General features: G+C 26.2%; 21 protein-coding genes. 11 read left to right on the top strand and 10 right to left on the bottom strand.

Going from position 1 to position 26,381, the window contains the following annotated elements; all coding sequences use genetic code 11:
• Positions 1-46: 46 nt before the first annotated feature.
• Positions 47-1,684 (top strand): CTP synthase, encoded by a 1,638-nt coding sequence (locus AB4W59_RS01855; RefSeq protein WP_367672962.1) that lies wholly within the window; start codon positions 47-49, stop codon positions 1,682-1,684.
• Positions 1,685-1,687: 3 nt separating this feature from the next.
• The gene (gene eno / locus AB4W59_RS01860) at positions 1,688-2,980 is read left to right on the top strand and encodes a phosphopyruvate hydratase (RefSeq protein ID WP_367672963.1); all 1,293 of its coding nucleotides are present in this window, start codon (positions 1,688-1,690) and stop codon (positions 2,978-2,980) included.
• Between the two features lie 495 nt (positions 2,981-3,475).
• On the opposite strand, the gene cysC is transcribed toward eno, so the two are convergent.
• The 7 genes from cysC to AB4W59_RS01895 form a co-directional block, all read right to left on the bottom strand.
• Positions 3,476-4,093, bottom strand: a complete 618-nt coding sequence (gene cysC / locus AB4W59_RS01865; protein ID WP_367672964.1) for an adenylyl-sulfate kinase — start codon at positions 4,091-4,093, stop codon at positions 3,476-3,478.
• Between the two features lies 1 nt (position 4,094).
• Complete coding sequence (cysN, locus tag AB4W59_RS01870; RefSeq protein WP_367672965.1) at positions 4,095-5,537, bottom strand: sulfate adenylyltransferase subunit CysN; 1,443 nt, start codon at positions 5,535-5,537, stop codon at positions 4,095-4,097.
• Positions 5,538-5,558: 21 nt separating this feature from the next.
• Positions 5,559-6,467 carry a sulfate adenylyltransferase subunit CysD gene (gene cysD / locus AB4W59_RS01875; RefSeq protein WP_367672966.1) on the bottom strand — a complete coding sequence of 303 codons (909 nt, stop codon included), beginning with the start codon at positions 6,465-6,467 and terminating at the stop codon, positions 5,559-5,561.
• A 9-nt stretch (positions 6,468-6,476) separates the two neighbouring features.
• On the bottom strand, positions 6,477-7,898 hold the full coding sequence (gene cysG / locus AB4W59_RS01880; RefSeq protein ID WP_367672967.1) for a siroheme synthase CysG: 1,422 nt from the start codon (positions 7,896-7,898) through the stop codon (positions 6,477-6,479).
• A gap of 239 nt (positions 7,899-8,137) precedes the next feature.
• The gene (locus tag AB4W59_RS01885) at positions 8,138-8,872 is read right to left on the bottom strand and encodes a phosphoadenylyl-sulfate reductase (protein ID WP_367672968.1); all 735 of its coding nucleotides are present in this window, start codon (positions 8,870-8,872) and stop codon (positions 8,138-8,140) included.
• A gap of 7 nt (positions 8,873-8,879) precedes the next feature.
• Positions 8,880-10,598 carry an assimilatory sulfite reductase (NADPH) hemoprotein subunit gene (gene cysI, locus AB4W59_RS01890; RefSeq protein ID WP_367672969.1) on the bottom strand — a complete coding sequence of 573 codons (1,719 nt, stop codon included), beginning with the start codon at positions 10,596-10,598 and terminating at the stop codon, positions 8,880-8,882.
• On the bottom strand, positions 10,598-12,400 hold the full coding sequence (locus AB4W59_RS01895; RefSeq protein ID WP_367672970.1) for an assimilatory sulfite reductase (NADPH) flavoprotein subunit: 1,803 nt from the start codon (positions 12,398-12,400) through the stop codon (positions 10,598-10,600). Before AB4W59_RS01895 ends, cysI begins: the two co-directional genes overlap by 1 nt.
• A gap of 565 nt (positions 12,401-12,965) precedes the next feature.
• Between AB4W59_RS01895 and AB4W59_RS01900 the strand changes: the two genes are divergently transcribed.
• Both AB4W59_RS01900 and AB4W59_RS01905 read left to right on the top strand, forming a co-directional pair.
• A complete protein-coding gene (locus AB4W59_RS01900; RefSeq protein WP_367672971.1) occupies positions 12,966-13,592 on the top strand; it encodes a DsbA family protein in 627 nt (208 codons plus the stop codon).
• Positions 13,593-13,701: 109 nt separating this feature from the next.
• Positions 13,702-14,580 carry a 5'-3' exonuclease H3TH domain-containing protein gene (locus tag AB4W59_RS01905; RefSeq protein WP_367672972.1) on the top strand — a complete coding sequence of 293 codons (879 nt, stop codon included), beginning with the start codon at positions 13,702-13,704 and terminating at the stop codon, positions 14,578-14,580.
• 15 nt (positions 14,581-14,595) lie between these two features.
• Here AB4W59_RS01905 and yihA read toward each other — a convergent pair whose 3' ends face one another.
• Positions 14,596-15,201 (bottom strand): ribosome biogenesis GTP-binding protein YihA/YsxC, encoded by a 606-nt coding sequence (yihA, locus tag AB4W59_RS01910; RefSeq protein WP_367672973.1) that lies wholly within the window; start codon positions 15,199-15,201, stop codon positions 14,596-14,598.
• Between the two features lie 268 nt (positions 15,202-15,469).
• Between yihA and typA the strand changes: the two genes are divergently transcribed.
• Positions 15,470-17,296, top strand: coding sequence for a translational GTPase TypA (gene typA, locus AB4W59_RS01915; RefSeq protein ID WP_367672974.1), 1,827 nt, complete (start codon positions 15,470-15,472; stop codon positions 17,294-17,296).
• Between the two features lie 130 nt (positions 17,297-17,426).
• Here the strand turns inward: typA and gmk are convergent, their stop codons facing one another.
• Positions 17,427-18,050, bottom strand: a complete 624-nt coding sequence (gene gmk / locus AB4W59_RS01920; RefSeq protein ID WP_367672975.1) for a guanylate kinase — start codon at positions 18,048-18,050, stop codon at positions 17,427-17,429.
• Between the two features lie 118 nt (positions 18,051-18,168).
• Positions 18,169-19,128 carry a tRNA-modifying protein YgfZ gene (gene ygfZ, locus AB4W59_RS01925; protein ID WP_367672976.1) on the bottom strand — a complete coding sequence of 320 codons (960 nt, stop codon included), beginning with the start codon at positions 19,126-19,128 and terminating at the stop codon, positions 18,169-18,171.
• A gap of 122 nt (positions 19,129-19,250) precedes the next feature.
• On the opposite strand from ygfZ, the gene prfB reads away from it, so the two are divergent.
• From prfB to miaB, 6 genes are all read left to right on the top strand, one after another.
• Positions 19,251-20,349, top strand: a protein-coding gene (prfB, locus tag AB4W59_RS01930; protein ID WP_367672977.1) for a peptide chain release factor 2 whose coding sequence is annotated in 2 segments (ribosomal slippage) — positions 19,251-19,325 and positions 19,327-20,349 — 1,098 coding nt in all. Because the reading frame shifts where the segments join, the coding sequence is not laid out codon by codon here.
• Positions 20,350-20,353: 4 nt separating this feature from the next.
• Positions 20,354-21,853: a lysine--tRNA ligase gene (gene lysS / locus AB4W59_RS01935; RefSeq protein ID WP_367672978.1), complete on the top strand. Its 1,500-nt coding sequence runs from the start codon at positions 20,354-20,356 to the stop codon at positions 21,851-21,853.
• 15 nt (positions 21,854-21,868) lie between these two features.
• Positions 21,869-23,131: a diaminopimelate decarboxylase gene (gene lysA, locus AB4W59_RS01940; protein ID WP_367672979.1), complete on the top strand. Its 1,263-nt coding sequence runs from the start codon at positions 21,869-21,871 to the stop codon at positions 23,129-23,131.
• A 43-nt stretch (positions 23,132-23,174) separates the two neighbouring features.
• Complete coding sequence (gene lgt / locus AB4W59_RS01945; protein ID WP_367672980.1) at positions 23,175-24,035, top strand: prolipoprotein diacylglyceryl transferase; 861 nt, start codon at positions 23,175-23,177, stop codon at positions 24,033-24,035.
• Position 24,036: 1 nt separating this feature from the next.
• Positions 24,037-24,831: a thymidylate synthase gene (gene thyA, locus AB4W59_RS01950; RefSeq protein ID WP_367672981.1), complete on the top strand. Its 795-nt coding sequence runs from the start codon at positions 24,037-24,039 to the stop codon at positions 24,829-24,831.
• Between the two features lie 99 nt (positions 24,832-24,930).
• On the top strand, positions 24,931-26,250 hold the full coding sequence (gene miaB / locus AB4W59_RS01955) for a tRNA (N6-isopentenyl adenosine(37)-C2)-methylthiotransferase MiaB (RefSeq protein WP_367672982.1): 1,320 nt from the start codon (positions 24,931-24,933) through the stop codon (positions 26,248-26,250).
• The last annotated feature ends 131 nt before the right edge of the window (positions 26,251-26,381 follow it).

The following is a 26,381-nucleotide window of genomic DNA, read 5'->3' on the forward strand; positions in this document are numbered from 1 at the left end:
TTAAGAATAACTATATTATTTAATATAACTTATATTTTTATTTAGAATGACTAAAAATTATATTTTTATCACCGGCGGAGTAGTATCGTCTTTAGGAAAGGGAATTACAGCTGCTTCTCTGGGTGCGGTATTAGAAGCAAGAAATTTAAAAGTAACTATTATCAAGCTAGATCCATATATTAATGTTGATCCAGGAACAATGAGCCCTATGCAGCACGGAGAGGTATTTGTTACTGAAGATGGTGCAGAAACGGATTTAGATTTAGGGCATTATGAACGTTTTATTCATACTAAAATGACTCATCTTAATAATTTTACTACAGGAAGTATTTATTCTGAAGTATTACAAAAAGAGCGAAGAGGAGATTACTTAGGATCCACTATTCAAGTTATACCTCATATTACTAATGCTATTAAAGAAAGAATAATTTTATGTGCTAAGAATAATGATATTATTCTAGTAGAAATAGGCGGCACAGTTGGTGATATTGAATCTTTACCTTTTTTAGAAGCTATCCGTCAAATGGCTGTAGATATTGGTCGAAAAAATATTATATATATACATTTAACATTAGTACCGTATATTTCTACAGCTGGAGAAATCAAAACTAAACCTACTCAGCATTCAGTAAAAGAATTACTTTCTATTGGAATACAGCCGGATATACTAATTTGTCGATCTGAAAAAAAAGTGCAAATAAAAGAACGAAAAAAAATTTCCCTTTTTTGCAATGTACCTGTAAATGCTGTAATTTCTTTAAAAGATGTTAAATCAATCTATACTATACCTAAATTATTACAAAAACAAAAATTAGATCAATATATTTGTGAATATTTTAAAATAAATGCTCCAGAAGCAAATTTAAAAACATGGGAAAAATTAATTGACGCAGAAAAAAATTCTCATAATACAGTAATAATTGGTATTATCGGAAAATATATTACTTTACCTGATGCTTATAAATCAGTAATCGAAGCTTTAAAGCACGGCGGTTTAAAAAATCGAATTAAAGTTAAAATTAAATTGATTGATTCTCAAGAAATAACAAATAAAACATGTGTACTTCTTCACAAACTTAACGGTATTGTAATCCCAGGTGGTTTTGGAGATCGTGGTATTATAGGAAAATTACTTTCAGTACAATATGCACGTGAAAATAATATTCCCTATTTTGGAATATGTTTAGGAATGCAAATAGCCATTATAGAATTTGCAAAAAATGTTGTTGGTATTATTAATGCAAATTCTACAGAATTTGATTCACAGTGCACATTTCCTATTATTGATTTAATGAAAAAAGAAAAAAACATAATATATAATATTGAAAAAAAAAATACAAATATAAATTTTGGTGGAACAATGAGATTAGGAAGTCAAACTTGCAAATTAAAAAAAAATAGTTTATCTAGGCATCTTTATGACAAAGAAAAGATTATAGAAAGACATCGACATAGATATGAAGTTAATAATATTTTATTTAAAAAAATAGAAAAAGCAGGATTGATTGCAACAGGACACTCTGAAAATAATAATATCATTGAAATAGTTGAAATATTACATCATCCATGGTTCGTAGCATGTCAGTTTCATCCAGAATTTACTTCTACACCTCGTGATGGACATCCATTATTTATAGATTTTATAAAATCTGCTGCAAAAAATAAAAATTTTAAAAAGGTTTGAAAAATGTCAAAAATTACAAAAATTATTGCTCGTGAAATAATAGATTCTCGAGGAAATCCTACTGTAGAATCTGAAGTACATCTTCTAGATGGTTGCATCGGAATTGCTTCCATTCCTTCAGGAGCTTCTACAGGATCTAAAGAAGCAGTTGAACTAAGAGATGAAGATAAAAATCGATTTATGGGAAGAGGAGTTAAAAAAGCAGTATCATCTGTTAACACCATAATATCTCACGCTTTAAAAAATAAAAATTCGTGTAATCAAAAAGAAATTGATAATATTATGATCCAGTTAGATGGGACAGAAAATAAATCAAAATTAGGAGCAAATGCTATTTTATCTGTATCATTAGCAACTGCCAAAGCGGCTGCACTATCTAAAAAAATACCATTATATGCTCACATTTCAGAATTAAATAATACAGATAATATCTTTTCTATGCCCCTTCCTATGATGAATATTATTAACGGTGGAAAACATGCCAGTAATAATATTGATTTACAAGAATTCATGATTCAACCGATTAGCGCTGTTAATATAAAAAATGCTATTCGTATAGGTTGTGAAATATTTCAATCCTTAGGAGAAGTTTTAAAAGATTATAGAATGAATACAACAGTAGGAGATGAAGGGGGATACGCTCCCAATTTAACATCTAATGCTGAAGCTTTCAATCTTATTTATAAAGCTATAAAAAAAACTAAATATAAATTAGAAAAAGACATAACATTAGCTATAGATTGCGCTGCATCAGAAATATACGATAAAAAGAAAAAAAAATATGAACTTAAAGGTGAAAATCTCAGTTTAAATTCTATAGAGTTTACTGATTATTTAGAAAAATTATCAAATCAATATCCCATTCTCTCTATTGAAGATGGACAAGATGAATCAGATTGGTCTGGTTTTTTATATCAAACAAAAAAACTAGGTGATAAATTGCAATTAGTAGGAGATGATTTATTTGTTACTAACACCAAAATTCTAAAAAAAGGTATTAAAAAAGGTATTGCGAATGCTATTTTAATTAAACCAAATCAAATTGGTACTTTAACTGAAACTTTATCAGCAATTCAAATGGCAAAAAATGCAAAATATAATGTAATTATTTCACATCGATCTGGTGAAACAGAAGATTCTTTCATATCTGATTTATCTGTAGGGACATCTTCAGGCCAAATAAAAACTGGTTCTATGAGTCGATCAGATAGAACATCGAAATATAATCAACTCATAAGAATTGAAGAAAGAATAGGAAAACAGAATGTACCATTCTTTCATTTTAAAAAAATTTAAAAATTATTTTTTGATATTTTTTATATCTTTATTTTAAAAATCTATTATTCCCAGAGAATCAGGTATATCTTACACCTGCTTCTCGCAAGAGAATATAATTTATATATCAAATAATCTTTTGTTATAATAAAGATACTTATATTTTTAAAAATGATTCAATCATACTCTTGCAAAGATACTGATGAATATTTATTAAAAATATAATAAAAAAAGAAGTTTAAATCTACATTTAAAAAAATTTTTTAATATTACATAATTTTATATATTACATTTTTATTTAACAATAAACCTTTATCATTATATAATAATTTAAAATTAAAAAAAAATATTTTCTATATGTTTTTTATATTTTTATAATAACTTTAAATATTATTTTTTTATATTTTATAAAAAAATTTGACAAGAGTAACATAAAAAAATTTAGTAAATTTTATATCGTTTTAAATAATTTATAGTCAAATTATATTGATAAATTTTTATATAAAAAATATTATTTTAATTTAAATTTAATGAAATAAAATTACGATTATGTAACATTTGAATAATCTTTTTTACATTGCTTTCTAATATTAATGTGCCATTTAAATGTAAATCAGGTTGTTGAGGAATTTCATATGCTAACTGCAGACCAGTAAAATTAGAAATTTTTCCAGAGCGCGCTTTTTTATATAATCCTTTCGTATCACGCTTTTCACAAATACTTAATGGTGTATCTACATAAACTTCTACAACATTCTTTCTTCCTAACAATTGATAGACCATATTTCTATCGTATTCATAAGGGGAAATAATAGAAACTAATACTATAATACCCGTATCTAAAATAATTTTTGTCACCTCTCCTATACGTCTAATGTTTTCTTTGCGATCAGACGTACTAAAGCTCAAATCCGAACATAAACCAGATCGAACATTATCTCCGTCTAATAAATAAGTACTAATACCATGCCGAAATAAAAATGTTTCTACAGCATTAGCAATAGTTGATTTTCCTGAACCAGACAATCCGGTAAACCAAATTACAATGGATTTATGATTATGATTTTTTTCGCGATGTATACGCGTTATGTCATATTGTTTCCAAAAAATATCATTTTTTTTATTATTATTCATATCATTTACAGCCTTTATTTATATTATCTATATTGATACTCCAATGAGGAAAATATTGACATATTAAAGAACGCAAATCTAGTTCAAATTGTTTCATATCAGGTTCTTTTTTTATTATTTTTTCATTTATACTTTCAACAATCATACCGGCACCCACTGTATTATTTGTCAATAAATCAATCAATATTATATTACCGGTAAATCTATTATCTTGATATGAATCAAAAATCATAGGAATATTGAAAATTATTTGAATACGACCAATATTATTTAAAGAAAGTTTATTACTTTTTATTTTTTTTAAAGTATTAATATCAATTGTATATAAAATTTTTTCTATATAAACACGTGTTTTTTTCCCAGATAATTTAATCATATACTCTTGCCCTACTAACAATGTTGTATCAGTCATCCATACAACATCTATAACAGCTTTTTTATGAGCGATTAAATCTGAATTCACATTAACCAAGAAATCACCACGACTAATATCTATATCATCTTCCAATACTACTGTAATAGCTTGTCCACTATAAGCTATTTTTAAATCCTTTTCAAAAGTTACAATACGAGCAATACGAGAAGAAATATTTGCAGGTAATATTTTTATTTTCTGCCCCACAAGCATTTTACCAGAAACTAAAGTGCCAGAATAACCGCGAAAATTAGCATTAGGCCGATTAATGTATTGAACTGGAAATCTGATTTCTTCTATATTAGTATGATGGTGGATATCAATTGTTTCTAAAATACGTAATAATGTAATACCATCATACCAAGCCATAAAAGAACTAGGAAATACAATATTATCACCTAATAACGAAGATATCGGTACAAAAAAAATTTTTAAATTATGAGAAATTTTTTCAGAAAAAATAAGAAATTGCTTTTTTATATTTAAATATATATCTTTTTTATATTCTACTAAATCCATTTTATTAATAGCAACGATAAAATATTTAATACCTAACAATGAAGAAATAAAAGTATGTCGATATGTTTGTTTAGATAAACCTTTTCTAGCATCTACTAATAAGATTGATAAATCACATGTTGACGCTCCCGTAACCATATTACGTGTATATTGTTCATGACCCGGTGTATCAGCGATAATAAATTTTCTTTGATTAGTAGAAAAATAACGATATGCCACATCAATAGTAATTCCTTGTTCACGCTCATCTTGTAAACCATCTACTAAAAGCGCAAGATCTATAGTATCCTTATCTTGTGTTCCGTACCGTTTACTATCATTCTTTAATACATTTAATTGATCCACATAAATTTGTTGTGTATCATGTAATAAACGACCAATTAATGTACTTTTTCCATCATCTACACTACCACATGTTAAGCACCGTAATAAAGGGCGATTTTTATCAGAATAACACCAAGATTTAAAATTGTCTGATGTTTTTATTTTTGTGTTTATATTACTATTCATTTTATACTATTAACCTATTAATTAAAAATAACCTTGTTTTTTTTTAAACTCCATAGAACTCTTTTTATCATAATCAATTAATCGTCCTGTTCGTTCACTAGTAGTCACTTGTAATGTTTCTTTTATAATATCTAATAAGTTTTTTGCTTGTGATTCAATGGCACTAGTTAAAGGCCAGCAACCTAAAGTTCTGAAACGAATCATTTTATTTTCTATTATTTCGTGTGGTTGTATATTAATACGATCGTCGTCAATCATTAATAATATTCCATTTCTTTTTAATACCGGTCGCATTGCAGAAAAATAAAGAGAAACAATTTCAATTTTTTCTAAAAAAATATAATGCCAAATATCTAATTCCGTCCAATTTGATAAAGGAAAAACCCTCATATTTTCTCCTTTGTTAATTTGTCCATTATAATTAGACCATAATTCTGGACGTTGCTTCTTTGGATCCCATTGATGCAACCCATCTCGAAAAGAATAAATACGCTCTTTAGCTCGTGATTTTTCTTCATCCCGTCTTGCCCCGCCAAAAGCTACATCAAAATTATATTTGTTTAAAGCCTCTTTTAACGCTTCAGTTTTTAAAATATCAGTATATTTAGAACTGTCGTCAGTAAAAGGATTTAATTTTAATTCTATTCCTTTTGAATTAGTGTGTACAATTAATTCTATTTTTGAATCTTTAGCAACATAATCACGGAAAGAATACATTTCTTTAAATTTCCACCCAGTGTCAATATGTAATAAAGGAAAAGGTATTTTCCCTGGATAAAATGCTTTTTTAGCGAGATGTAACATGACTGAAGAATCTTTTCCGATCGAGTATAACATTACTGGAGAATCAAAATCAGCCATTACTTCTCGCATAATATAAATGCTTTCTGATTCTAATTGACGAAGATGAGTAGAATTTTCTTTAAACATATTTTATCCTTATAATAAATTTATTATAGAAGATCTATAATTAATCGTCTTAAATACATTCGAATCATAAAACCATTCTAATTTTTTATGTAAATTAACAACATTACCAACAATTAATAGAGAAGGATGCAGAGTTAGTTTAATCATTTTTTTCATTTCATCTAAGCGTCCAATAATAACTTTTTGATTAATAGTAGTACCTTGTCCTACAATAGCCACAGGAGTAGACTGTAAGCAGCCATGTAAAATAAGTTTTCTAGAAATATCCACCGCTTGTAAGCTACCCATATATATAACTAAAGTATAAAAAGAATCACACAACATTGATAAATTTTTTTTAGTAAAATAAGCAATATTATGTCCAGTGATAAATATGACACCTTTAGCATATTTACGATGTGTAAGAGGAATACCAGTATATGCTGAAATACCAATACCAGCAGTAATACCCGGTACAACTTGTATATTAATACCAGCTTGTTTTGCTGCTTCTAATTCTTCACCTCCGCGACCAAAAATAAAAGGATCACCACCTTTTAAACGCACTACTGTGTTACCTTTATGAGCTAAAGATATTAATAAATCGTTAATTTGACTTTGAGAAATAGTTTTTATACCAGCACTTTTCCCTACGCAAATACGCTTTGCATCACGACGAATTAAATCTAAAACATCTGTAGTAATTAAATAATCATATAAAACAATATCAGCTTCTTGTAAAACTTGTAAACCACGTAATGTAAGCAGGCTGCTATCACCCGGACCAGCTCCTACTAAAATAATTTTCCCTGTTGATAGAGTAGAACCACTAATATACTTTCTAAAAGTATTAATAGCATTTTTAATTTTTCCACTAATAATTTGCTCAATAAAAACACTTTTAAATAGTTTTTCCCAAAAATGTCGTCTCTCTAAAGTACTAACAAAACGATTTTTAACTAATATTCTTAATTTACCCGCTATTTTTGCTACTGTACCTAATTTAATAGGAATTATAGATTCAATTTTTTCACGCAAAAATCGCAATAAAACCGGTGCAGTACCACCTGAAGAGATAGCTATCATAATGGGAGATCGATCAATGATAGATGGAAAAATAAAAGAACATTTAGACTGATTATCCACGATATTTACAAATAAAAAAAGATCATTACATATTTGAAATATTCTTTTATTTAAATCCATATTATTTGTAGCGGCTATCACTAAAAAAACTTTTTTTAAATATACTGGATCAAATTCTTTGGCAATCCAAAAAATTTTTTTTTTCTGTAAAAGCATTTCTATTTCTGTATTAACTTCTTGTGCAATAATTTGTACTTTTGCCCCAGCGCGTAACAATAATACAATTTTATTAAATGCTACAGATCCAGCGCCAACAACAAGCACATTCTTATATTTTAAATCTATAAAAATAGGAAGATAGTTCACATTCACCTTAATTTAAGAAAAGAAAATATTTTTATATATATTATAAATTCCAAAAATTATAATATAAAAATACTTTATGTTTTTATATAAAAAAATTAATTTTAATCTTTATAAGATACCAAAGTACTACAAATTTTTTAGTATTAATGTGTTACAATTAATACTGTAAAAAATATTTTATATTATATATATTTTACTACTAAAAATTTTGTTTTCGCTAAATAAAATATTTTAATAATTTAACTCTCGTGTAATCCACATTCACGTTTTAACCCAAAAAAACGAGTATCTTCTTCTAACATGCCTTTTTTATATTTTTTTGTTGTATGAATATCACCTATTGATCGATAACCCTCTTTCCATAAGGGATGATATTCTAAATTATTTTTTTTTAAATATTCGTCTACCTTCTTATTAGACCAATCTAAAATAGGTAAAATTTTAACAATATTTTTTTGAATAGAAATATACTGTAATTTAGATCGGCTACTTGATTGGATACGACGTAATCCTGAAAACCATGTTCCTACTGATAGCTGATTAAAAGCTTCATTCATAGGTCTAACCTTATTAATCATATTATATAAATTTATCCCGCGAACATCTTGTTTCCATAATTTTCCATATCTTGCCTCTTGCCATGCTGGAGATATATATGATCTGAAAACTTTTAAATTTAACGTAAACTTCTTAGTTAACATATCAATAAAATGATATGTTTGAGGAAATAAATAACCAGTATCAATCAAGATAACAGGAATATCAGGTTTATACTGAACCATAAGATGTAACAAAACAGAAGATTGAATACCAAAACTAGATGACATAATCTGTACGTTAGGTAAATTTTTTAATGCCCAAATAATACGTTTTTCTGTAGAAAAATTTTTTAACATTAAATTAGTATTGTGTAAAATTATATTTTTTTCTTCATCTTGTAATAAATGAACATTCTGAAAATCACATGTAGACATTTTTCTATCAACTCCAAAAATCATTTATTGGATTAATAATTTCTTTAACAATACCCTTGCGAATAACAAAATCTCCAAAATCTTCTTCTAGAATTTCACTTTCGGACCACATTTTTACAATATTCTCTAAATCAATTAATATCTCTTTTTCATTAAGATTTTCTTTATAAATCTTTGCAATACGATTACCAATTCTATTTCCACCTAGATATAAATTATATTTTCCAAGCGATTTTCCAATTAATCCTATCTCTGCTAATAACGATCGTCCACAACCATTAGGGCATCCTGATACCCGAACAATAATAGATTTTTTTTCTAATCGGTGTTTTAGTAGTAAATCTTCTATTTTTTTTATAAAACATGATATCATTCGCTCAGCTTCCGCCATAGCCAATGGACAAGTTGGAAAAGAAACACACGCCATAGAATTTTTTCGGACATTACTAACATGTTTTATTAATCCATATTCTATAGCAATTTTTTCTATTTTATTTTTATCTCCAAGTGGAATTTCAGAAATTATTATGTTTTGATTAGCTGTCAGTCTAAAATTGCCTTTATGAACAGTAGCAATTTTTAATAATCCCGTTTTTAATAATTGATTTTTACTATCGCATATTCGTCCATTTTGAATAAAAATCGTTAAATTCCAATAATTATCAATTCCTTTTATCCAACCAAACCTATCCCCTCTATCAATAAAATGGTATGAATGAACTGATTGAAATAGTACATTCGCTCTTTTTTCTACTTCTTTCTTAAAAACATTTAAACCAAAATTATGTATCGTATATCGTGTTTTTGCATTTTTTCTGTTAACGCGATTCCCCCAATCACGCTGTGTTGTAACAATAGCTTTTGCAACAGATAAAGTATTTTTTGTTGAAATATAACCTAACTCTACAGCAGGAAAAGGCCAAGTCATATGATTTCCATGATCAATAGATAACCCTCCACCTACTAGAACATTAAAACCTATTAAGTGATTGTCTTTCACAATAGATATAAAATTCATGTCGTTAGCATATAAATCTACATCATTATATGGAGGAATAACAACAGTAGTTTTAAATTTTCTCGGTAAATAACTCTTACCTAAAATAGGTTCTTTTTCTGTTTTTATTTCTGTGATTTTTTTATGATCTAACCAAATTTCTGCGTATGCCTTAGTTTTTGGTAATAAATATTCCGAAATTTTTTTTGCCCATTCATAAGATTCTTTATGAATTAAAGATTCCATAGGATTGGAAGTACAAAGTACATTTCTATTGACATCATTAGCAGTAGCTAAAGAATCTAAACCTATATCATGCAACATTTTATGTGCATTTTTTAAATCTTTTTTTAAAATCCCATGTAATTGAAAAGTCTGACGATTAGTGAGTCTAATTGTTTTATATAGCGTATGATGAGTAGCAAAATCATCAATTTTTAACCATTTTTTTGCTTCAATGATCCCTCCAGGCATTCTGCAACGTAACATCATTGCATGACGAGGCTCTAATTTTTGTTGATTTCTTTCCAAGCGCAAATCACGATCATCTTGTTGATACATACCATGAAATCGAATTAATGAAAAATTATCCCCAATAAAGCCATTAGTCATCTCATTTTTTAAATCTTTACTAATAGTACCTCTTAGATAATTACTTTGAATCTTAATACGTTCTGCATCTGTAATTATTGCATCTAAAGATATGTTGTCATTATCCTTTTTTTTCATTAATATACATCTCTTTGATAACGTCGATTGCAACGTAAATTATTTAAAAAATCACAAGCATGTTCCATGTTCATACCACCATTTTCAATAATAATATTAATTAATGTTCTTTCAACATCTTTAGCCATCTTGGCAGCATTTCCACAAACATATATAAATGCTCCGTTTTGTATCCAATCCCATATATCTTTAGCATTGTCTCGTATTTTATCTTGAACATATATTTTATTTTTTTGATCTTGTGACCATGCAGCATTAAATTTTGTTAAAAGACCTTTCTTGATATATCTTTGCCATTCTACTTGATACAAAAAATCTTCAGTAAAACTAGGATTACCAAAAAAAATCCAATTTTTTCCTTTTGCATTGTCAATATCCCTTTGCTGCATAAAAGCTCGAAATGGAGCAATGCCTGTACCAGGACCAATCATAATAATGGGAGCATTTTTATCTAAAGGTAAACGAAAGTTATTATTAGTTTCTATAAAGATTTTGATCTTATCATCTTCTTTTAAAAACTGTGATAAATAACCAGACGCACCTCCAAAATGTAATTGTCCATCAAATAAATTTTTCACTACACCAACTGTAATATGAACTTCATTTTCTACATCATCTTGGGATGAAGAAATAGAATATAATCGTGGAGTTAAAGGACGTAAAAAACTAATTAAATCTTCTGATGATATTTTGGCTGGATAATCACGAATCATATTTATCAAAGGAGTATTAATAACATATTCTTTTAATTTTTTATTATCACATATAATGTTTTTTAAAAAATTATTACCAATGCAATCAGCATATGCTTTAACAATAGATTGAGTATTAATTGTTAACTCAAAATGATACTCTAATGCATTCATAATAGTCATAGAATTATTATTAATAATAATTTTTTTTAAAGAATTTATAGATAACAATTGTAATATTTCTTTTACTAAATTTATATCATTTCTATACCATACACCTAAAGCATCACCTGGTTGATATGTAACATTTAGATGACTAAGATCAATCTCAATATGATGTACATCTTTATTGGAATAACGGCCAGTAATTTTTTGATTGGTTAATATAGGTGCTAATAGAGGATTATTTTTAGTGCAAATAGAAATTGATTCTTTACTATGTAGTTTATTATCTGACACTGTTTCGGTGTTAACAGGCGATAATTTCATACTATTAACAATATGAAATAATTCTTTTGACCATTTGTTATAATAACTTTGATAATCTATATCAGCATCTATACGTTTGCATAAACGAATTGCTCCTAATTCATTAAATCTTTTATCAAAATCTTTTCCTGCTTGACAAAACAAGTTATAAGATGTATCGCCTAATGCAAATATACTATAACGCAAACTAGGTAGTTTTGGAGCTTTTTTTGACATAATAAATTGATATAAAGACCACGCTTCTTCTGGAGGTTCACCCTCACCTTGCGTCGAAATAATTAAAATTAATATTTTTGCATGAATAATTTTTTTAAAATTATAATCATAAGCACTTGATAAATTACTTTTAATTTTTTTTTTAGTAAAAAATTCATGAAGATTTTTTGCTAATAGCTTCGCATTACCAGTTTGTGAAGCAGAAACGATAGTAATAGCATTTCCTGTGTCTATCTTTTTAGAACCATTAGATATAATATTAGACGCTTGATTAGCTTTTTGCCATAAATATCCTGAAAGCCATGCTAGCTGAATATTAGAGCAGGTGCTAATAGTTTTTTTAAAATCATTTAGTTGACTTGCACTTATTGGCAACGCATTATCAAATAGATTATTATTTTTCATAATACTAATAACTCATATTTTTCAATAGATTATCATTTATAAAATATTAGTTTTATCTATTTTAATAAGCAAATAAATATTTATATTTTATGATATGATAAAATTTTTACGTAGAATCCTATAAAAAATTATTTTAATAAACATTAAATTTTGGTTTAAAAAAATACTTGAAATAAAATAATATGTTCTTTTATGGTTAATTATTTAAAGAATTTTTATACAAAAGTTTCAAAAAATTTTTAAATAAAAATATATTTGTATTTTATACATAATAATATGTAATTCCTAAAGATTATATTATAGAATTAGCATTTTTAAAATATATAGTAATTTTCATAAAAACAAAAAAATTTCTAATAGAATGTTATAGTGGTATTTTTGAAAAAAATGTTTTTTATTTTAAATAAAACAAGAATTAAATTCGCATGTTATTAAGTATGAAATTTTAATACATATATATAAATATATTTCATTTTTCATGTTTAATAGTGATAAAAATACATAAAATATATAAAAAATAAAAAATAATATTTATATTATGACACAATTAAAAATCAGGTGAAAGATGAAAAAAATATTAATGATATTATTCAGCATTATTTTATCGTGGAATACTTATGCTAATAATTTTACTAATGGTAAAGAATATTATATATTAAGCCAACCAGTATTACACGTTCCTAAAATAATAGATTGCTTTTCATTTTTTTGTCCATACTGTTATGAATTTGAACAAAAGCATCATATAAGACATTTTATCAACCAGGTCAAGGATAAAAATATAATATTTCACTCTTATCATGTGAATTTTTTCGGTGGAAAACTAAGCACTTTATTAACAAAAGCTTGGATAATGGCTAAATATCTTAGATTAGAAGAAAAAATAATGATTCCGTTTTTTAAAGCTGTTCAAGAAACACATACAATTAAAAATGAAGATAGTATTCGAGCGTTATTTATAAAAGAAACTAATATTAGTGTTAATCAATATAATAAATTATGGAATAGCTCCATTATTAATACATTAGTGCAAAAACAAGAAAAATACATCAATAAAATTCCACTGGATCATGTTCCAGCAGTTATCATACAAGGAAAATATATACTAGATTATTATTTGTTAGAAAAATCTTTTAAAGATGATTTTGTCACAAAATATATAAGTTTATTGAAATTTTTAAGTACAAAATAAACATTTTTAATATTCAAAAAATATAAAATAAAATCTTGTTTATATTCTTTTAAATTATATCTTTTAAACTAAATAATATTTCTATATCCAACATGTGTTTCATTAAAATATGCAGTATATTAAAAAAAATCCTATTATTATTATAGACGGAAGCTTGTATCTGTATCGTTCTTATTATGCATTTCCAGATTACATAAATACTTTAGGCGAACCATACGGTGCAATATATGGTATGTTACAAATGATCTATAATATTTTAAAAAAATACCATAATATAAATAAAATGATTGTTGTTTTTGATGAATCAAAAAAAACATTTAGAAATGATCTCTTTAAAGACTATAAAAAAAATCGATCACGTATGCCAAATACGTTAGCAATACAAATTCCACCGCTTTTAGAAATAATGAAAAAAATTGGCGTCAAAACCTTTTCTATTCCGGGGGTGGAGGCAGATGATATTATTGGAAGTTTAGCACACACATTAGAAAGTACAGGAGAAAATGTGCTAATTATTAGTAATGATAAAGACATGTTACAACTTGTTACAAAAAATATTTATATTTTTCAAAAAAATAAAAATCTTCTAATTAAACCAAATATTATCAAAGATATATATGGTATCAATCCAAAAGAATTTATTGATTTTCTAGCATTAATGGGAGATCCTTCGGATAATATTCCCGGTGTACCAAAAATAGGAAAAAAAACTGCATTATTCTTATTACATAATTTTTATAATTTAAAAAATATTTATAATAATATAGAAAAAATATCTACGTTATCACTACGTAATTCCAAAAATATTTCAATAGAATTAAAAAAAAATAAAGATATGGCTTTTCTTTCATATCAACTAGCAAAAATAAAACTTAATATAAATATAAATATTACTCTTCAGGATATGACAATAAAAAATTCTTATAAAAAAAATTTATTTTATTTTTTAAGGCTATGTAATTTTAATAAAAATAAATTTTATTTATAAAATATTTTAAAATTTCTATAAAAAAGAATTATGCCATAAATTCAATGTATTTTTTAATATATTGATACCTGTTTTACGAATGGATGAAAACAGTACTACAGGGATATCATGTATAAAATTATTTAATTCATTTTGTACTATTTTAAATTGATGATTTTGCTGACTTAATGTCATTTTATCAGATTTAGTTAAAAGAACTAAAAAAAAAATTTTTCTCTTTTTAACCAAATCTAATATTTTATAATCTAACTTTTTTAAAGGATATCTAATATCCATTAAAAGAATAATACCTTTTAAAAAATCTCTTTTTTCTAAATAATGATATAATATTTTTTGCCATTTTAATTTTACTATTTCAGGAGCAGTAGCATAACCATATCCAGGTAAATCTACAATCCTAAATTCTGAATTGACTTGAAAAAAATTAATTAACTGAGTTCTTCCTGGCATTTTACTAAAACGTGCTAAATTTTTTTTATTTGTCAAAGCATTAATTGCACTAGATTTTCCAGAATTAGAATATCCGACAAATGCAATTTCAATTCCATCTTGAATATTTATATCGTTTATTTTTGAAAAACTATTTAAAAAATATGTTTTATTATAATTTAGAACAAACATAAAAAAGTCCTTATTATCAAAATTTCAGTAATAATATATACAAGAATATTTAATATTTATTATTGGAACAAATAATTATAACATGTTTATCATATGTAAGATTTCTTTTAATAAGAGTCTATTTAAAAGAAATATTGAAAATGTTTATATAAATTAATATTTTATTCTTATAGATACGATATCTCAAAAATTTTTTTAACTCACATCGTAAATGTAATAATACTTTTAAAAAATTTGCTCAATTTTCTCTATAAAGCAAGGAAATACTATGCATAAAAATATAAGAAATATTGCCATAATAGCACATGTTGATCACGGAAAAACAACTTTATTAGATCAATTGTTACAACAATCTGGCACTTTTCAAGCTCATGAAGAAAGAACTGAGCGTATTATGGATTCAAATGATCTAGAAAAAGAAAGAGGAATTACTATTTTATCAAAAAATACTTCCATCCAATGGGGAAAATATAAAATCAATATTGTTGATACTCCAGGACATGCAGATTTTGGTGGAGAAGTAGAGCGCGTAATGTCGATGGTAGATTCAGTATTATTAGTAGTAGATGCATTAGATGGTCCTATGCCTCAAACAAGATTTGTAACTAAAATAGCTTTTAAATATAATTTAAATCCTATTGTTGTTATCAATAAAATTGATAGAAAAAACTCTCGTCCTGATTGGGTAGTAGATCAAATATTTGATTTATTCGTCAATCTTAATGCTACAGATAAACAACTAGATTTCCCTATTATTTATACTTCTGCTATCCTTGGTGCATCAGGAACTGATTATCTAAAAACACAAGACAATATGGAGCCATTATATCATGCTATTATAAAATATGCCCCGCATCCTCCAGTAGATGTTAACGAAAAATTTCAAATGCAAATTTCACAACTAGATTATAATAATTATTTAGGTGTGATAGGTATAGGCCGTATTAAACAAGGTTATGTTAAACCTAATGATACAGTTACTGTAATTGATCGTTTAGGACAACATAACAATGGAAAAATTAATAATGTATTAAGTTATGTTGGATTAAAAAGAATAGAAACAAAAATAGGATATGCCGGGGATATTATTGCTATCACTGGATTAAATAAACTGAATATTTCAGATACTATATGCCATCCTGAAAATTTAAAACCTCTTCCCGCGCTTATTGTTGATGAACCAACAGTAAACATGTTTTTTTCTGTAAATACTTCTCCTTTTTCTGGAAAAGAAGGAAAATATATTACATCTCGTCAAATTTTGGAAAGATTAAAAAAAGAAACTATACATAATATTGCTTTACAAATTAAGGAAACAAAAAATGCAAATATTTTTTCCGTTTCTGGGCGTGGAGAATTGCATTTAGCAATATTAATTGAAAATATGCGCCGTGAAGGTTTTGAATTAGAAGTATCTCGTCCAAAAATAATTTTTAGAGAATCTAATAATATCATAGAAGAACCTTTTGAAAATGTTATTTTAGATATTGAAGATCGACACCAAGGCAATGTAATGCAATTTATTGGCGAAAGACGAGGTGATTTAAAAAATATGACAATCGATATCCAAAATAGAGTGCGTCTTGAATACATACTGTCAAGTCGCGCTTTAATTGGATTTCGCGCAGAATTTATGAGTATAACATCGGGCACGGGGCTATGCTACTCCTCTTTTAGTCATTATAACACATTACAAAAGAATGATATCGGACAAAGAAAGAATGGAGTATTAATTTCTAATGGAACAGGTATGACAGTTGGTTTTGCATTATTTAATTTACAAGAACGAGGTAAATTATTTATAGGGCATGGCACTCAAGTCTATGAGGGTCAAATCATTGGCATACATAATCGTGCTAACGATTTAACAGTAAACTGTTTAACTGGAAAAAAACTAACTAATATGAGAGCTTCTGGAACAGATGAAGCTATCACATTAACTACTGCCATCAATTTAACATTAGAAGAATCTTTAAGTTTTATTAATGATGATGAATTAGTAGAAATTACTCCTCATTCAATACGTTTACGTAAAAGATATTTAACTGAAAGCATAAGAAAAAATTCTTATAGAAAAAAAAATAATACAATATAAAATTGTTTAGAGAACATTATATATTATATAATTCTATCTAAAAATAGAATTATATAAAAATATTCATGAACTTCTTATTCCTATAATATAGTTTCGTTTACACTTTAAAAAATTTTGTCCATTTATCATGTTATATTTTTAATAAATTTGAAATTAAAGCATGATATTTATTTTTTTGATAAGATAGTCTAAAATGTTCCGCAGAAATAATTTTTTTTAAATCATCAATCGCTTTTTTAAAATCGTCATTAATAATTAAATAATCATATTCGATATAATGACGCATTTCTTCAATAGATTTTTCCATTCTTCTATGAATAACTACATCACTATCTTGCCCTCTTGATCTTAATCTTTTATACAATTCATCTCTAGATGGAGGTAAAACAAAAATACTCTTTGATTCTGGTATTTTGTAACGAATTTGCTCGGCACCCTGCCAATCAATATCCAAAAATACATCAATTCCTGACATCATCATTTTTTCTATTAAATATCGAGATGTACCATAATAATGATTAAACACTTTTGCATACTCTAAAAAATGTTCATTTTTAATCATTTTTTGAAATTTTCTATGTGATATAAAATAATAATGTTTTCCATTATATTCTCCTGGGCGTATACTACGAGTAGTATGAGATATTGAAACTTGTATATTATGTAAAGATTTAGATTTTAATAATTCTTGAATTAAACTAGACTTTCCTGTACCACTAGGGGCGGAAATAATAAAAAGAATACCGTGGGCCATGATATTTTCAACATATGCTATAAATGGTTACAGGATAAAAAATATAAAAACTATAATACAATGCGAAAAAACTTTATATCAAAATATATTACATAAAATATAAAATGTATTAAAATGTTTAATATTTTTTAAAAAAAATTTTTTCAAATTGATTAATTCTAAATATATTATTATTATGTACTGGTTTATCTAAAACTACCTGTATCCATATTGTAGATTTTTTAAGGTGTACAAAAGACAAAAGAACACCAATTTTATACCATGTTTTTTCAATTTTCATTTCAATTAAAGAACCAATTGAAGGAATAATATGTTTTTTACCTTTTAAAATACATAAAAAACGTTTATTGAGATTCCTAAAATGTATTCGAGCTATTATTTCTTGCCCATAATAACATCCTTTCTGAAAATTAATAGCTTGAAGAAATTCTAAATTAATAGATTGTGGTATAAATTTTGCAGATGAAGCATCATCTATAATCGGTATTTGTGATTCTATATCCAAAGATAACCATTGTTTGCTATCATTTAAAAAAATTTTTTTACCCATTCTCTCTTTTAACCAACAGACATTTTGTATCGATAAGATTAATAAAAATCGCTCAGATGGATTTTGAAACCAAAGAATTATTGCTTTTTTATTCTGTATAATTGGAGTGGTTTGATCTGGTATTTTTTCAAATATAGTTAATAATATAAGTCTGGCATCATATCCAGCTAATCCTAACAAACACACATCATTATTTTTTTTAATTATGACTCGAGAAAATATTGAATATTTCCTTAATTGTTTTATTTGATTTTCTACAACACTTGAACGTTCAATATAAGCATAATAATTATTATAATGAAATAAATACATTACACTCCATACCTTTCCGTTAAAATTGCAATGAGCAGATAAAACATAATGTGTTTGTTTTAATGAATACACATCGACTGTTAACTGATCTTGTAAATATTTTTTACTATCTTTACCTTCAACTAGAACTAAAGACCAATCCTCTAGTAGCATTAAAGTTGCTGGTAACTGATATGAAGGATAAACAGTATTCGATGAAAAACTTGATAATGACATATACTCCCCCAAAAAAAAATAGTTTTGTCATTTTTTATAATAAAAATAAATAAACTTATATTATTAAATATATAATTCAATCAAAATAAAATTATCTATATATAAAAGAGAATGATTCAATTATGCAAGAAAAAAAAAATATCACTAATCAAATAAATCAATTTATTCAACGTGTAAAATATTTAAAGAGGTATCTTTGAATATAATAAAAAAAGAATACGTCTGAAAGAAATTAATTATGAATTACTATCACCTAATATTTGGAAAATACAAAAATCTATACAAAAATTAAATAAAGAAAAATCAAAATTGTATTTTATCGTAAATAATATTAAAAAAGTAGAAAAAAAAATAAATGAAACAATTTTTTTTTTCCGCTTGTCTATAGAAGAAAAAGATAGTTCTATCTTAAAGGATATTCTTCTCGAACTAACAAAAATAGAAAACAAAATAAAAAATATCGAATTTTATTCTATGTTTTCTAGAAAAAATGATAACTGTAATTGCTATATGGATATACAATCAGGATCAGGAGGAACAGAGGCTCAAGATTGGGCTCAAATGTTGCTTCGAATGTACTTAAAATGGATCGAGAAAAAAAAATTTAAAACAGAAATTATCGCAGAATCTTCGGGAGAAATAGTTGGTATCAAATCCACTACAATTAAAATATTTGGAAAATATGCTTTTGGATGGTTACGAACAGAAACCGGTGTTCATCGTTTAATTAGAAAAAGTCCTTTTGATTCAGGAAAAAGACGTCATACTTCATTTAGTTCTGTTTTTGTATATCCAGATATTGATAGCCCTATCTTTATTGATATTGATATATCTGATCTAAGAATAGATGTATATCGTTCTTCTGGTGCCGGAGGTCAACATGTTAATAAAACAGAATCGGCTGTGCGTATTACACATTTACCTACCAATGTTGTAACGCAATGTCAAAACAATCGTTCACAGCACAAAAATAAAGAACAAGCAATGAAACAAATGAAAGCTAAATTATATGAAATACAAAAACAAAAAAAACAAGATGAAAAAAAAATATTAGAAAAAACTAAATCTGATATTACATGGGGTAGTCAAATACGATCTTATATATTAGACAATTCAAAAGTAAAAGATTTACGTACTGGTATTGAAAAAAATGATGTCCAATCTGTATTAGATGGCGATTTGGATGATTTTATTGAAAATAGCTTAAAAATGGGATTATAAAATAATGACACAAGATAAGAGCATTAATGCTGATAATAATCAAAACGAAATCAGAAAAAAAAAGTTAATTGACATGAAAAAAAATGGATTTTCTTTTCCTAATCAATTTAAAAAAAATATGTCATTACAAGACATACGCAAAAAATATGAAAATAAAACAATTGTAGAACTTAAAAAATTAAATATAAATTTTTCTATTGCTGGTCGTATGATACAAAAACGTATTATGGGACAAGCAACTTTTTTTACATTACAAGAGATGCACAGTACTATACAGCTGTATATAAAAGACCATAAAGATCATAAAGATCATAAAAAAAATTATAAAAAATGGGATATAGGAGATATATTAAGCGCAACAGGTACTTTATTTAAAACAAAAACAGGAGAATTATCTATTTTTTGCAGCGAGATAAACATCCTAACAAAATCTTTAAAACCATTACCAGATAAATTTCATGGTTTAGCAAATCAAGAAAAGCGTTATAGACAAAGATATCTAGATTTAATAAGTAATAAAAAATTATTTCATCTCTTCAAAAAAAGATCTGATATTATCATAAAAATTAGAAATTTTATGATAGAAAAAAATTTTTTAGAGGTTGAAACACCGATGTTACAAAACATGCCGGGTGGAGCAGTAGCGCGCCCATTTATTACATATCATAATGAACTTAATATGAATATGTATTTAAGAGTTGCACCAGAACTATATCTTAAACAGCTAGTTATAGGTGGATTTGAGCGTATTTTTGAGCTTAATAGAAATTTTCGTAATGAAGGAATATCTGCTCGACATAATCCGGAATTTACTATGATGGAAGCTTATATGGCTTATTCCAATTATAAAGATATGATAAAAATCATAGAAGAATTATGTCAAAACATAGCTATGTTTCTTTTTAAAAAAAATACCGTAAAATATCATAAATATTTACTCGATTTTAAAAAGCCATTTTGCCAATTAAGTATGACGGATGCTATTCTAAAATTTTATCCAGAAATTCATGCGAATGAATTAAAAGATATAAAAAAAATAAAAAATATCGCAAAAAAAATGGGAATTCTTACTTATGATGAATGGACACTTGGTAAAATACAAAATGAAATTTTTGAAAAAAATATTGAAAAAAAACTTATTCAACCTACTTTTATTACTCATTATCCAGTTGAAGTATCTCCACTTGCAAGACGAAACGACTTAAATCATAATGTTACTGATAGATTTGAATTATTTATCGCAGGGTATGAAATAGCAAATGGATTTTCAGAATTAAATGATGTTGAAGATCAAAAAAATAGATTTTTAAAACAAATTACAACACTAAAAAATGAAAAAAATAAATGTTTATTTTATGATAAAGATTATATAGAAGCACTAAAATATGGCCTTCCTCCTACTTCAGGCATGGGTATAGGTATTGATCGATTAATTATGATTTTTACTAACCAAACTAGTATTCGTGATGTTATTTTATTCCCTACTCTCCGTTCAATTGAATAAAAAAGAGATATAATTATGCCTCAGTTACTGACAAATACTAAAAATAATCTCAATATAAAAAATATAAAATTATTAATACATAAATACCCATCTCCATTCTGGATATATGATGCTCATATAATTTATAAAAAAATTAATTTATTAAAAAAATTTGATATTATTAGATTTGCACAAAAATCTTGCTCTAATACTCACATATTACGTTTAATGAGAAATAATAATGTCAAAATAGATGCAGTATCTTTAGGAGAAATCGAGCGGGCTTTATGTGCAGGATTTAATCCTCAAAATAATGAAATCGTTTTTACAGCAGATCTATTTGATCACGAAACTTTATCTAAAATAGTCAATTTTAAAATACCTGTAAATGCCGGCTCTTTAGATATGTTAGAACAACTAGGACAAAAATCTCCAGGTCATCATATTTGGTTAAGAATTAATCCTGGATTTGGTTATGGACACAGTAAAAAAACGAATACTGGTGGGGAGAATAGCAAACATGGAATTTGGAATCCTTATTTAGCATTACCTATTATTCATAAATACCAATTAAAATTAATAGGGTTACATATTCATATTGGTTCTGGTGTAAATTATGAGCATCTTGAAAAAGTATGCCAATCTATGATAAACAATGCATTAAAAATAAATCAAAAAATATCATATATTTCTGCTGGTGGAGGCTTACCAATACCTTATACATTTAACGAAAAACCCATTGATATCAATAAATACTTTGAGATATGGAATCTTGCTAAAAAAAAAATCTCTGATTGTTTAAATACAAAAATTGAATTAGAGATTGAACCTGGAAGGTTTTTAGTTGCTGAATCGGGCATGCTCATAACACAAGTAAGAGTAGTAAAAAAAATGGGTAATAAAAATTTTGTCTTGGTTGATGCTGGATTCAATGATTTAATGCGACCTGCTATGTATGGTAGTTATCATCATATTTCAGTCATAGCTTCAAATAATAGAAAAATAGATGAAAAAAATACTATCGATACTATTGTAGGCGGACCATTATGTGAATCTGGTGATATTTTTACGCAAGAAGAAGGGGGGTCGGTAAAAACGAGAAAGTTACCTATTATATATGTAGGTGATTATTTAATCTTTCATGACACAGGAGCGTATGGCTCTTCAATGTCATCGAATTATAATACTAGACCCTTAATTCCTGAAATATTATTAGAAAACAAAAAGTTTCGCATGATTAGAAGACGTCAAACGATTCAAGAAATATTAAGTCTAGAGAATAATATTGAATATAATTAATTAATAAATGCTGTACTCAAAACCAAGGATTTAACTTTAATACATGTATATAAATTTCCCTCATTTAAATCCTGTTATTTTTTCTATTGGACCCATATCAGCACATTGGTATGGATTCATGTATCTTATTAGTTTTATCTTTGCACTATGGTATAGAAAAAAAAATAATATTAATAATAAACTATTCAGTAAAAAAGAAGAAGAAATATTGTTATATTATGTTTTTTTAGGAGCATGTATTGGAGGACGTATTGGATACATTATTTTCTATCATTTTTTATATTTTACGAACCATATATTGTATATATTTGAAATCTGGAAAGGCGGTATGTCATTTCATGGAGGTTTAATAGGGGCTATTGCTGTTATTTTTTATTTTTCTCTAAAATATCAAAAAAAATTTTTAGAAATATCTGATTTTATAGTGCCATTAATACCATTTGGATTAGGTGCTGGTAGATTAGGAAATTTTATCAATGGTGAATTATGGGGTCGTATTGCACTTAATATACCATTTGCCATGATATTTCCTCAATCAAGATATGAAGATATTAAATTGACAAAAATATATCCACAATTGCAATCATTATTACATAAGTACGGATCATTACCAAGACATCCTTCTCAATTATATGAATTTTTTTTTGAAGGTGTTATATTATTTTTAATTATTTATTTATTTAAAAAAAAAAATCGACCAATAGGTAGTGTGAGTGGTGTATTTTTAATTTCTTATGGTATATTTCGAATAATAATTGAATTTTTTAGAGAACCTGATCCTCAAATTGGATTATTTTATAATCTTATTACTATGGGGCAAATATTATCTGCACCCATGGTTATTACTGGATTGATTATTATTATAAAATCATTTCATAATACTAGAAAAAAACGGCTTATATAGAATGAAACAATACTTGATGTTAATGAAAAAAATCATTAAACATGGAAATGCAAAAAGCGATCGCACAGGAACGGGCACTTTATCAATTTTTGGATATAATATAAAAATTGATTTAAAGAAAGGTTTTCCGCTCATTACTACTAAAAAATGTCATATTCCATCAATTATTCATGAATTATTATGGTTTTTAAAAGGTGATACCAACATAAAATATTTACAAGATAACAAGATATCGATTTGGAATGATTGGGCAGATAAAAATGGTGATTTAGGTCCAATATACGGCAAACAATGGAGACGCTGGTGCACCGCAAAAGGAAAAAACATTGATCAAATAAATAACATATTACACCAATTAAATAATGAACCTAATTCTCGTAGAATTTTAGTCTCCAGTTGGAATCCCGGAGAAATACATAAAATGGCTTTACCACCTTGCCATGTATTATTTCAATTTTATGTCCATAAAAAAACATTAAGTTGTCAACTATATCAAAGATCTTGTGACGTATTTCTCGGATTGCCATTTAATATCGCTAGTTATGCAATATTAATACATATGATTGCTCAGCAATGTAATTTAAAAATTGGACATTTTTTATGGACAGGAGGTGATGTGCATTTATATAAAAATCATATTGAATTAGCTAAAAAACAAATACAAAGAATACCCAGAGCGCTACCTACACTGACTATCATTAGAAAAGCTAAATCATTATTTGACTATAATATTAAAGATTTTAAAATAGAAGGGTATAATGCATACCCACATATTAAAGCTAAAATATCTATCTAAGATATTGATAAAGTTTGATTATGACAATATTTTAAAAATATTTCTGATAATATATATTATATAATCTCTTAATCCTCTAACTAATATTATAAATGAATTATGAAAAAAATATATATTAAAACTTGGGGTTGTCAAATGAATGAATATGATTCAATCATGATAACCAATCTATTAGAAAAAAAAAATGGTTATAAAACTACTAACATTCCAGAAAAAGCTGACGTTTTAATATTAAATACTTGCTCTATTAGAGAAAAAGCACAAGAAAAAGTATTTCATCAATTAGGTAGATGGAAAAAATTAAAAAATAAAAATACTTCTATTATTATAGCAGTAGGAGGCTGCGTAGCCTCTCAGGAGGGTGAAGAAATATTTAAAAGAGCTAATTATGTAGATATAATATTTGGTCCTCAAACATTACATCGATTACCTAAAATGCTTGGTCAAGTTGAAAAAAATAATCTTTCAATTATGGATATTAGCTTTCCTCTATTAGAAAAGTTTAAAAATACATCGCATTATGAAAAAATAGGATATACAGCCTTTATATCTATTATGGAAGGTTGTAATAAGTATTGTTCATTTTGTGTTGTTCCATATACGAGGGGAAGAGAAGTTAGTCGACCATGTGACGATATCTTATTTGAAATATCAGAATTAGCAGATAAAGGAGTTCGTGAAATTAATTTATTAGGACAAAATGTTAATGCATATCAAGGATTAACATTTGATGGAAAAATTTGTTATTTTTCAGAATTATTAAGATTAGTTGCTGAGATTGACGGTATTGATAGAATTCGATTTACTACAAGTAATCCTCTTGAATTTACCGATGATATTATTAACGTCTATAGAGATACACCTAAATTAGTTAGTTTTCTTCATCTACCAGTACAAAGTGGTTCTGATAAAATCCTTCAACTCATGAAGCGATCATATACTACAGATCAGTATCAAAAAATTATTGAAAAACTAATACATGTTCGACCTAATATTCAAATTAGTTCCGATTTTATTGTTGGATTTCCTGGAGAATCTGAAAAAGATTTTCAAAAAACTCTAGATTTCATTAATAAAATTAATTTTGATATGAGTTTTAGTTTTATATATTCTCATCGACCAGGAACGCCGGCATCTGAAATGATTGATAATACTCCCATAGAAGAGAAAAAAAAACGTTTATATATTTTACAAGATAATATTAACCAAAAAACTATGATTTGGAGTAAAAAAATGTTAGGGAGTATACAAAACGTACTCGTAGAAGGAATATCTAAAAAAAACATAATGGAACTATCTGGAAGAACAGAAAACAATAGGATTGTTACTTTTAAAGGATCTCCTAAGATGATTGGAAAATTTGTTCCATTAAAAATTAAACAGACTCATACACACTTATTAAAAGGCGAAATCATTTAAAAAAATTATGAAAAATATTATTGTACATATTCAAAAAAACTGTCAAAAAACTCAATCTATACCAAATAAGTTATATTTTCAAAAATGGATAAAGAAAGTTTTATATAAAAAAAAAATACTTATATTATAAC

It is taken from the genome of Buchnera aphidicola (Cavariella theobaldi) (assembly GCF_964059165.1).
Lineage (GTDB): Bacteria > Pseudomonadota > Gammaproteobacteria > Enterobacterales > Enterobacteriaceae > Buchnera > Buchnera aphidicola_BO.

Excerpts from the sequence above, each read along its gene's own strand:
- miaB (WP_367672982.1), top strand. The coding sequence starts at position 24,931 with ATGAAAAAAATATATATTAAAACTTGGGGTTGTCAAATGAATGAATAT.
- gmk (WP_367672975.1), bottom strand. The coding sequence starts at position 18,050 with ATGGCCCACGGTATTCTTTTTATTATTTCCGCCCCTAGTGGTACAGGA.
- eno (WP_367672963.1), top strand. The coding sequence starts at position 1,688 with ATGTCAAAAATTACAAAAATTATTGCTCGTGAAATAATAGATTCTCGA.
- cysN (WP_367672965.1), bottom strand. The coding sequence starts at position 5,537 with ATGAATAGTAATATAAACACAAAAATAAAAACATCAGACAATTTTAAA.
- AB4W59_RS01855 (WP_367672962.1), top strand. The coding sequence starts at position 47 with ATGACTAAAAATTATATTTTTATCACCGGCGGAGTAGTATCGTCTTTA.
- AB4W59_RS01895 (WP_367672970.1), bottom strand. The coding sequence starts at position 12,400 with ATGAAAAATAATAATCTATTTGATAATGCGTTGCCAATAAGTGCAAGT.
- AB4W59_RS01900 (WP_367672971.1), top strand. The coding sequence starts at position 12,966 with ATGAAAAAAATATTAATGATATTATTCAGCATTATTTTATCGTGGAAT.
- typA (WP_367672974.1), top strand. The coding sequence starts at position 15,470 with ATGCATAAAAATATAAGAAATATTGCCATAATAGCACATGTTGATCAC.
- thyA (WP_367672981.1), top strand. The coding sequence starts at position 24,037 with ATGAAACAATACTTGATGTTAATGAAAAAAATCATTAAACATGGAAAT.
- cysC (WP_367672964.1), bottom strand. The coding sequence starts at position 4,093 with ATGAATAATAATAAAAAAAATGATATTTTTTGGAAACAATATGACATA.
- yihA (WP_367672973.1), bottom strand. The coding sequence starts at position 15,201 with ATGTTTGTTCTAAATTATAATAAAACATATTTTTTAAATAGTTTTTCA.
- cysI (WP_367672969.1), bottom strand. The coding sequence starts at position 10,598 with ATGAAAAAAAAGGATAATGACAACATATCTTTAGATGCAATAATTACA.
- lysA (WP_367672979.1), top strand. The coding sequence starts at position 21,869 with ATGCCTCAGTTACTGACAAATACTAAAAATAATCTCAATATAAAAAAT.
- lgt (WP_367672980.1), top strand. The coding sequence starts at position 23,175 with ATGTATATAAATTTCCCTCATTTAAATCCTGTTATTTTTTCTATTGGA.
- lysS (WP_367672978.1), top strand. The coding sequence starts at position 20,354 with ATGACACAAGATAAGAGCATTAATGCTGATAATAATCAAAACGAAATC.
- ygfZ (WP_367672976.1), bottom strand. The coding sequence starts at position 19,128 with ATGTCATTATCAAGTTTTTCATCGAATACTGTTTATCCTTCATATCAG.
- AB4W59_RS01885 (WP_367672968.1), bottom strand. The coding sequence starts at position 8,872 with ATGTCTACATGTGATTTTCAGAATGTTCATTTATTACAAGATGAAGAA.
- AB4W59_RS01905 (WP_367672972.1), top strand. The coding sequence starts at position 13,702 with ATGCAGTATATTAAAAAAAATCCTATTATTATTATAGACGGAAGCTTG.
- cysD (WP_367672966.1), bottom strand. The coding sequence starts at position 6,467 with ATGTTTAAAGAAAATTCTACTCATCTTCGTCAATTAGAATCAGAAAGC.